The sequence below is a fragment of the Microbacterium sp. genome, from assembly GCF_046295495.1.
Classification (GTDB): domain Bacteria; phylum Actinomycetota; class Actinomycetes; order Actinomycetales; family Microbacteriaceae; genus Microbacterium.
The window spans coordinates 53,050-60,656 of record NZ_JBKBNC010000013.1 but is presented as its reverse complement, the minus strand read 5'-3'; the positions used below and the strand labels follow the sequence as shown (position 1 = coordinate 60,656).

The 7,607-nt window shown below is 68.1% G+C and carries 8 protein-coding genes; 6 read left to right on the top strand and 2 right to left on the bottom strand.

Going from position 1 to position 7,607, the window contains the following annotated elements; genetic code table 11:
- Positions 1-82: 82 nt before the first annotated feature.
- Positions 83-655 (bottom strand): DUF3043 domain-containing protein, encoded by a 573-nt coding sequence (locus ACK4LS_RS07320; protein WP_409715397.1) that lies wholly within the window; start codon positions 653-655, stop codon positions 83-85.
- Positions 656-701: 46 nt separating this feature from the next.
- On the opposite strand from ACK4LS_RS07320, the gene ACK4LS_RS07315 reads away from it, so the two are divergent.
- The 6 genes from ACK4LS_RS07315 (at position 702) to ACK4LS_RS07290 (ending at position 6,561) form a co-directional block, all read left to right on the top strand.
- Positions 702-2,096, top strand: a complete 1,395-nt coding sequence (locus ACK4LS_RS07315) for a dipeptidase (RefSeq protein WP_409715394.1) — start codon at positions 702-704, stop codon at positions 2,094-2,096.
- 72 nt (positions 2,097-2,168) lie between these two features.
- Positions 2,169-2,534, top strand: coding sequence for a HesB/IscA family protein (locus tag ACK4LS_RS07310; protein ID WP_409715391.1), 366 nt, complete (start codon positions 2,169-2,171; stop codon positions 2,532-2,534).
- A gap of 166 nt (positions 2,535-2,700) precedes the next feature.
- Entirely contained in the window at positions 2,701-3,579 is an 879-nt protein-coding gene (gene coxB / locus ACK4LS_RS07305; RefSeq protein ID WP_409715388.1) for a cytochrome c oxidase subunit II, read from the top strand.
- Positions 3,580-3,581: 2 nt separating this feature from the next.
- Positions 3,582-5,345: a cytochrome c oxidase subunit I gene (ctaD, locus tag ACK4LS_RS07300; RefSeq protein WP_409715385.1), complete on the top strand. Its 1,764-nt coding sequence runs from the start codon at positions 3,582-3,584 to the stop codon at positions 5,343-5,345.
- Between the two features lie 3 nt (positions 5,346-5,348).
- Entirely contained in the window at positions 5,349-5,765 is a 417-nt protein-coding gene (locus tag ACK4LS_RS07295) for a cytochrome c oxidase subunit 4 (RefSeq protein WP_409715382.1), read from the top strand.
- 4 nt (positions 5,766-5,769) lie between these two features.
- The gene (locus tag ACK4LS_RS07290) at positions 5,770-6,561 is read left to right on the top strand and encodes a PP2C family protein-serine/threonine phosphatase (RefSeq protein WP_409715378.1); all 792 of its coding nucleotides are present in this window, start codon (positions 5,770-5,772) and stop codon (positions 6,559-6,561) included.
- 77 nt (positions 6,562-6,638) lie between these two features.
- Here the strand turns inward: ACK4LS_RS07290 and ACK4LS_RS07285 are convergent, their stop codons facing one another.
- Complete coding sequence (locus ACK4LS_RS07285) at positions 6,639-7,583, bottom strand: alpha/beta fold hydrolase (protein ID WP_409715376.1); 945 nt, start codon at positions 7,581-7,583, stop codon at positions 6,639-6,641.
- Positions 7,584-7,607 lie beyond the last annotated feature (24 nt).

Below are 7,607 nucleotides of genomic sequence, written 5' to 3'. Positions count from 1 at the left end.
GCCGTCGCGCCGCCCCTCCGGCGGGGGGGGATCCCCCGCCGCCGGGGCGCGCCCGCGCCCGCCCCGCTTCGTGGGTGATGGCTCAGGCGGGGTACTGGCCGCGCTTGACCTGCGCCTTGGGCAGGCGCATGAAGCGCATCTGCACGGTGCGCATCGCGGCGTACCAGCCCAGGCCCTTCTCGAGCCGGGTCTCGCCGAACTTCTCCTTCGCCGCGCGCTTGACGCGGATGGAAGTGATGATCATGTCGCCCACCACGAAGAGGATGAAGATCCACAGGGCCACGAACGACCAGTACTGGAAGAACGCGACCGGGATCAGGGTCGCCACGATCACGAGCACCATGAACGGCATGACGCCCTCGCCGAGGTGCCAGCCTGCATCCACGAAATCGCGGGCGAAGCGGCGCTGCGGGCCTCGGTCGCGCACGGGCAGGTAGCGTTCCTCGCCGGCCGCCATGCCGATGCGGGCCTTCTCGCGCTGGGCCGCCAGTTCGGCGCGCGCGCGGGCCTTCGCCTCTTTCGTGTCGGGGACGAGCGGGCGCTTGCGGGCGGCCTCCTGCTCGGCGCGCGACGGGGTCGCGCGACCCTTGCCCGATCCGAGCACCGTCGTGTCGACGGGGGTGTCGTTGGGGGCGGGGGCGGGGGAGTTGGCCACGGGAAACCTCGGTGATTCGCTGGTCGGGAGACTTAAGATTACCCGCATGACCCTCGACCTGTCCCGGCAGGAGGCTGTGCGAAAAGCAGCCGACGCCGGCATCCCCTCCGCCCTCGCCGATCTCGGCGGTCTCGTCCGCATCCCCTCGATCGCCTGGCCCGCCTTCGACCAGACCGCTCTCGCGAAGAGCGCCGACGCCGTCGCCGCCCTGCTCACGGGCACCGGCGTCTTCGACTCCGTCGAGGTCAAGCGCGCGGCCATCCCCGGCACCGACGAGCTCGGGCAGCCCGCTGTGCTCGCCACCCGCGCCGCCCGCAACGGGCGTCCCACCGTGCTGCTGTACGCCCACCACGACGTCCAGCCCCCGGGTGACGAGGCGCTGTGGGACTCCCCGCCCTTCGAGCCGACGGTGCGCGACGGCCGCCTCTACGGCCGCGGCGCCGCCGACGACAAGGCGGGGGTCATGGCTCACGTCGGGGCCATCCGCGCCGTCTCCGAGGTGCTCGGCGACGACCTCGACCTCGGCCTCGCCGTGTTCATCGAGGGGGAGGAGGAGTACGGTTCGCGCTCCTTCGGACAGTTCCTCGCCGACAACGCCGAGGTGCTCCGCTCCGACGTGATCGTGGTGGCCGACTCCGGCAACTGGGACGAGAGCACTCCGGGCCTCACCGTGTCGCTGCGCGGCAACGCCCGCTTCACCCTCACCGTCCGCACCCTCGCGCACGCCTCGCACTCGGGGATGATGGGCGGTGCGGTCCCGGATGCCATGCTCGCCGCCGTCAAGCTGCTCGCGACCCTGTGGGACGACGACGGCGCGGTCGCCGTCGAGGGCCTCGCCGTGCGCGACGCCGAAACCCCCGCGTACGACGAGACGACGCTGCGTGCGGAGTCGGGTCTGCTCGAGGGCGTGAGCCCGATCGGCCGCGACTCGATCCTCAGCCGCATTTGGAACAAGCCCTCGATCACGATCACCGGGTGGGATGCCACCCCGGTCGAGGCGGCGTCCAACACCCTGTCGCCGCAGACGAGCGTGGTGATCAGCGCACGCGTCGCGCCGGGACAGGACGCCCAGGAGGCGTTCGCCGCGGTCGAGGCGCACCTGCGCGCCCACGCGCCCTTCGGCGCCCGGTTAGAGTTCTCCGACGTCGACTGCGGCGACTCGTTCCTGGTCGACACGGGCGGATGGGCCGTCGAGGAGGCCCGGTCCGCCTTCGCCGACGGCTACGGCGTCGCCTCGGTCGACGTGGGCATCGGCGGGTCGATCCCCTTCATCGCCGACCTGGTGCGGGAGTTCCCGGGCGCCCAGATCCTCGTGACAGGTGTCGAAGACCCGCACGCCCGCGCGCACAGCCCGAACGAGTCGCTGCACCTCGACACCTTCCGCAACGCGCTGGTGTCGGAGGCGCTCCTCCTGACGCGTCTGAACGACCGGACCGTGTGATCGAGGCCGCGGGGGCGCGACGGGCGTAGACTCGTCTCGTCCCCGCGACCGATCAACCCGAAGGGCATCGCCATGACCGACACCACACTGTCGTCCGCCGCCGAGACCCGCGAGCACGGCGTCGGCCTGACCGCGGCCGCCTCCGACAAGGTGAAGAGCCTGCTGTCGCAGGAGGGTCGCGACGACCTGCGCCTGCGCGTCGCCGTCCAGCCCGGCGGATGCTCCGGCCTCATCTACCAGCTCTACTTCGACGAGCGCCATCTCGACGGCGACAAGGTCGTCGACTTCGACGGCGTCGAGGTCATCGTCGACGACATGAGCGTGCCGTACCTCGACGGCGCCAACATCGACTTCAAGGACACGATCGCGGAGCAGGGCTTCACGATCGACAACCCGAACGCGCAGGGTTCCTGCGCGTGCGGTGACAGCTTCCACTGACACCCGCCGCGCCGTTCCCGGCGCCGCACCGAGAGCCCCCGGTTACGCGGATCACACCGCGGAATCCGGGGGTTCTCGATGTCTCGGCACTGGACGAATGGCCTGAGAACGGTGAGAGGTTGCTCTAGACTGTCAGAGCAACATCCACGACCCGGAAAGGTGCATTGTGCCCTCCAAACGTCGCCTTCGCTGGGCAGCGCTCCCTCTCGGGATCGCCTCCGTCGCACTCCTTTCGGGCTGCACCACGACCCAGCTCCACGGCTTCCTTCCCGGCTTCGTCGACGACGGCACGCCTGCCACGAACCACACCGACATGGTCGCCGGACTGTGGGTCAACTCGTGGATCGTCCTCTTGGCCGTCGGCGTGATCACCTGGGGCCTCATGCTGTGGTCGGTCATCGCGTACCGCCGCCGTAAGGGCCAGTCGGGTCTGCCGGTGCAGCTGCGCTACAACATGCCGGTCGAGATCTTCTACACGATCGTCCCGCTGATCCTCGTCGTCGGTTTCTTCGCCTTCACGGCGCGTGACCAGAACGCGCTCGAGACGCAGTACGACGACCCCGACGTCTCGATCACCGCGTATGGCAAGCAGTGGGCGTGGGACTTCCAGTACAACGGCGAGAATGACGACAACTCGGATGCCGTGTACTCGATGGGTGTGCAGGCCAAGGCCACGACCGACGGTTACGACCTCGAAGACGTGCCCACCCTGTACCTGCCGGTGAACAAGACGGTGAAGATCGACCTCCGCTCGCGCGACGTCATCCACTCGTTCTGGATCATCGACTTCCTCTACAAGAAAGACATGTACATCGGCCGTGACAACGAGTGGTCCTTCACGCCCACTCGCGAGGGCACGTACGAGGGCAAGTGCGCCGAGCTGTGCGGTGAGTACCACTCCGCCATGCTCTTCAACGTCAAGGTCGTCAGCGAGGCCGAGTACGAGGACTACCTCGACTCCCTCCGCTCCGCCGGAGACGTCGGCGACATCAGCGACCTGTCGCGTCTTCAGAACCTGACGACCGGCACCGAAGGGAACGAGTGATCATGGCCACGACGCTTCCGCTCCAGGGGACGGGCCCTTCGCGCCCGACGACTCTCCCGCCGCGTCAAGCCGCACTGCTGAGCACCACGCGTGTGGAGCAGAAGGGCAACCTGGTCGTCAAGTGGATCACCTCCACCGACCACAAGACCATCGGTTACATGTACCTGATCGCCTCGGTGATCTTCTTCATGCTCGGTGGCGTGATGGCGCTGATCATCCGCGCTGAGCTCTTCGAGCCGGGGATGCAGATCATCCCGACCAAAGAGCAGTACAACCAGCTGTTCACGATGCACGGCACGATCATGCTGCTGATGTTCGCGACGCCGCTGTTCGCCGGATTCGCCAACGCGTTGCTGCCGCTGCAGATCGGTGCTCCCGACGTGGCGTTCCCCCGCCTCAACGCGTTCGCGTTCTGGCTGTTCCTCTTCGGCTCCACCATCGCCGTCTCGGGCTTCCTCACCCCTCAGGGTGCGGCCGGATTCGGATGGTTCGCGTACCAGCCGCTCGCCAACGCCAGCTTCTCCCCGGGTGTCGGTGGAAACCTGTGGATGCTGGGTCTCGGCATCAGCGGTTTCGGCACGATCCTCGGTGCGGTGAACTTCATCACCACGGTGCTCACGATGCGTGCGCCCGGCATGACCATGTGGCGCATGCCGATCTTCTCGTGGAACACGCTCATCACGAGCATCCTGATCCTGCTCGCGTTCCCGGTGCTGGCCGCGGCGATCTTCGCCGCCGCCGCCGACCGCGTGCTCGGCTCTCACATCTACAGCCCCGAGAACGGCGGCGTGCTGCTGTGGCAGCACCTGTTCTGGTTCTTCGGCCACCCCGAGGTGTACATCATCGCGTTGCCGTTCTTCGGCATCGTCTCCGAGATCTTCCCGGTGTTCAGCCGTAAGCCGATCTTCGGGTACAAGACGCTCGTCTACGCCACGATCGCGATCGCGGCTCTGTCCGTGGCCGTGTGGGCCCACCACATGTACGTCACGGGTGGTGTGCTGCTGCCGTTCTTCGCGCTGATGACGATGCTCATCGCGGTGCCGACGGGTGTGAAGATCTTCAACTGGATCGGCACCCTGTGGCGCGGCTCCGTCACCTTCGAGACGCCCATGGTCTTCGCCCTCGGATTCCTCGTGTCGTTCGTCTTCGGCGGCCTGACCGGCGTGATCCTCGCGTCGCCCCCGCTCGACTTCCACCTGTCGGACTCGTACTTCGTGGTCGCCCACTTCCACTACGTGGTCTTCGGCACCGTCGTGTTCGCGATGTTCGCGGGCTTCTACTTCTGGTGGCCCAAGTGGACGGGCAAGATGCTCAACGAGCGTCTCGGCATGGTGCACTTCTGGATGCTGTTCGTCGGCTTCCACATGACCTTCCTCATCCAGCACTGGCTGGGCGTCGACGGCATGGTGCGTCGCTATGCGGACTACGCGGCCGCTGACGGGTGGACCTGGGAGAACCAGCTCTCCACCGTGGGGTCGATGATCCTCGGCGCCTCGATGATCCCGTTCCTGCTGAACGTGTGGATCACCGCGCGCAAGGCACCGCGCGTCACGGTCGACGACCCGTGGGGCTACGGAGCATCGCTCGAGTGGGCCACCTCGTGCCCGCCGCCGCGTCACAACTTCACCTCGATCCCTCGCATCCGCAGCGAGCGTCCGGCGTTCGACCTGAACCACCCCGAAGCCGGCATCCCGGTCGGCGTGGGCCCGGCCAAGGACGCGCCCGATGCCCCCGTGGTGGATGCAGCAGGCGGAGAGGTCAAGTAAGACATGCGTACCAACGTCAACCTCTGGTGGATCCTCGCGGTCTTCTCCTTCCTCATCGCGGGCGTCTACACGGTCTGGAGCCTTCTTCAGCACGGTGGCGTCGAATGGGTCGGGACGGTCGCCCTCGCGTTCCTCGGCCTCATGTCGTCGATGATCGCTTTCTACATCGGTCGCGTCCTCAAGGCGCAGCGCGGTGATCTGCCGGAAGACACCCTCACGGCCGACATCGACGACGGCGATCCCGAGATGGGCGAATTCAGCCCCTGGTCGTGGTGGCCCATCGTTCTCGCCGGTTCGGCTGCCATCGCGGTGATCGGTCTCGCCGTGGGCAGCTGGCTCGTCCCCGTCGGCTTCGCGGTCTTCGTCGTCGCCATCGTCGGTTGGGTGTACGAGTACTACCGCGGGTACTTCGCGCGCTGATCCCGTGCCCGTTCGGCTGATAGCGGCCGCCGTCTCCGACGCCGGCGCCCACCGTCCCACCAACCAGGACGCCGCGTTCGCGGCGTCCTGGGGTGCGGCGGTGGCTGACGGCGTGGGCGGCGGACCGTCCGGCGACCTGGCTTCGGCGGCTCTCCTGCATCGCCTGGTCGCCACGCGCGGTTCGGCGCTCGACGCGGACGGCTTGCTCGTTCGCATCCGCGAAGCGAATTGGGACATCCGCGCCCACGTCGAGCGCGATCCCGCTCTCGAGGGGATGGCCACGACGTTCACGGGCATCTTCCTCAGCGTCAGCGGCGAGCTTCTCCTGGCCCATACGGGCGACTCGCGTGCATACCTCTTACGCGACGGCGAGTTCTCGCGAGAGACGCGCGACGACTCCTACGTGCAGGCCCTGGTCGACCACGGCATCATCCCGCCGGAGGCGGCGGCGGCGCACCCGCGTCGCAACATCATCACGGCCTCCCTGGGCGGGGCTGAGGGAGACGTGGTCTCGGTCGCCGGACGACCGCCCGTCGTCGGAGACCGCTGGGTGCTGTGCAGCGACGGTCTCACCGACTACGTCCCTGAAGCCGACGTGGCGCGACTCGTCGCGGAGGCCTCTGATTCGCGGTCAGCCGCGGCATCCGCGGTGGCTCTCGCCCTCGAGGCCGGCACGCGCGACAACGTGACCGTCGTGGTGTGCGACGTCGTCGACGACGACGAGCCCCTGCTGAACGATCCGATCTTCTTCGGGTCGGCTGCGCGATGGTTCGCGGAAGACGTCGAGACCGCCTGAACCACCTGCTCGTGGCGACGCGCCGGCGCAACGCGGCCTGGTGACGCCCGGAGGTATCGACGGCTGCTCAAGGCACCCTACGCGCGTGCGAACGCGTCGATGGCCTCCTGGCAGATCTCTGCGCCGCGCTGTCCACCGTGGCCCTCCTCCTCGACGATCTCGAGCCGGCTGCCGGGCCACGCGCGATGGAGGCGCCACGCCGTGAGTGCCGGCCCGCTGATGTCGCGCCTCCCATGGACGAGCACACCCGGGATGCCGACCAGCTGGGGCGCGCGCGAGAGCACCGAGTCGTCGCCCGGGAGGAAACAGTCCCGAGACCAGTAGTGGGTCACGAGAGTGGCGAAGTTCAACCGCTGTCGCGCGTCGTCGTGCAGCGGAGGCGGCGCCGGAAGGGGACCGAGGGAGATGTGCGTGGCCTCCCATGCGTCCCACCGGTCACCGGCTTCGACACGGACGTCGGGGTCGGGGTCGGTGAGGAGGCGCGCGTAGCCCTCGATGGTGCGCTCCGTCGGCTTCAGCGGCTGCCGCAGCTGCTCGAACGCCTCCGGGAAGACAGGTGCGATACCGTCGGTGATCCAATCGATCTCCCACCGTCCACCACTGGTGACCGCGAGGTTGACGATCTCGCTGACCCGCTGCGGATGCGCGAGCGCATACGCCAGAGCCAGCGTCGATCCCCAGGAGACGCCGTGCAGAAGCCATCGATCGATGCGGAGGTGCTCGCGCAACGCCTCGAGATCGGCGAGGAGATGCTCCATGGTCTGCATCTCGAGGCTGGAGAGGTCGTCACAGGCCCAGGGCGTACTGCGACCGCACCCGCGTTGGTCGAGACCGACGATCAGATGGACGGCCGGGTCGAATCGGCGTCGGTAGCCCCCTTTGCCGAGCCCTCCGCCGGGGCCCCCATGGAGGTACAGGGCCGGGCGGCCCTCGGGGTTGCCGGACGTCTCCCAGTACAGACGTGCGCCGCCGGGCCGGTCGAGGTATCCGTGGGCGAAGGGCTCAAGAGCGGGATGCGGCATCCCGGCATCCTATGACAGTCGATC

Coding starts and splice junctions, on each gene's coding strand:
- ACK4LS_RS07315 (WP_409715394.1), top strand. CDS start 702: ATGACCCTCGACCTGTCCCGGCAGGAGGCTGTGCGAAAAGCAGCCGAC.
- ACK4LS_RS07310 (WP_409715391.1), top strand. CDS start 2,169: ATGACCGACACCACACTGTCGTCCGCCGCCGAGACCCGCGAGCACGGC.
- ctaD (WP_409715385.1), top strand. CDS start 3,582: ATGGCCACGACGCTTCCGCTCCAGGGGACGGGCCCTTCGCGCCCGACG.
- ACK4LS_RS07295 (WP_409715382.1), top strand. CDS start 5,349: ATGCGTACCAACGTCAACCTCTGGTGGATCCTCGCGGTCTTCTCCTTC.
- ACK4LS_RS07285 (WP_409715376.1), bottom strand. CDS start 7,583: ATGCCGCATCCCGCTCTTGAGCCCTTCGCCCACGGATACCTCGACCGG.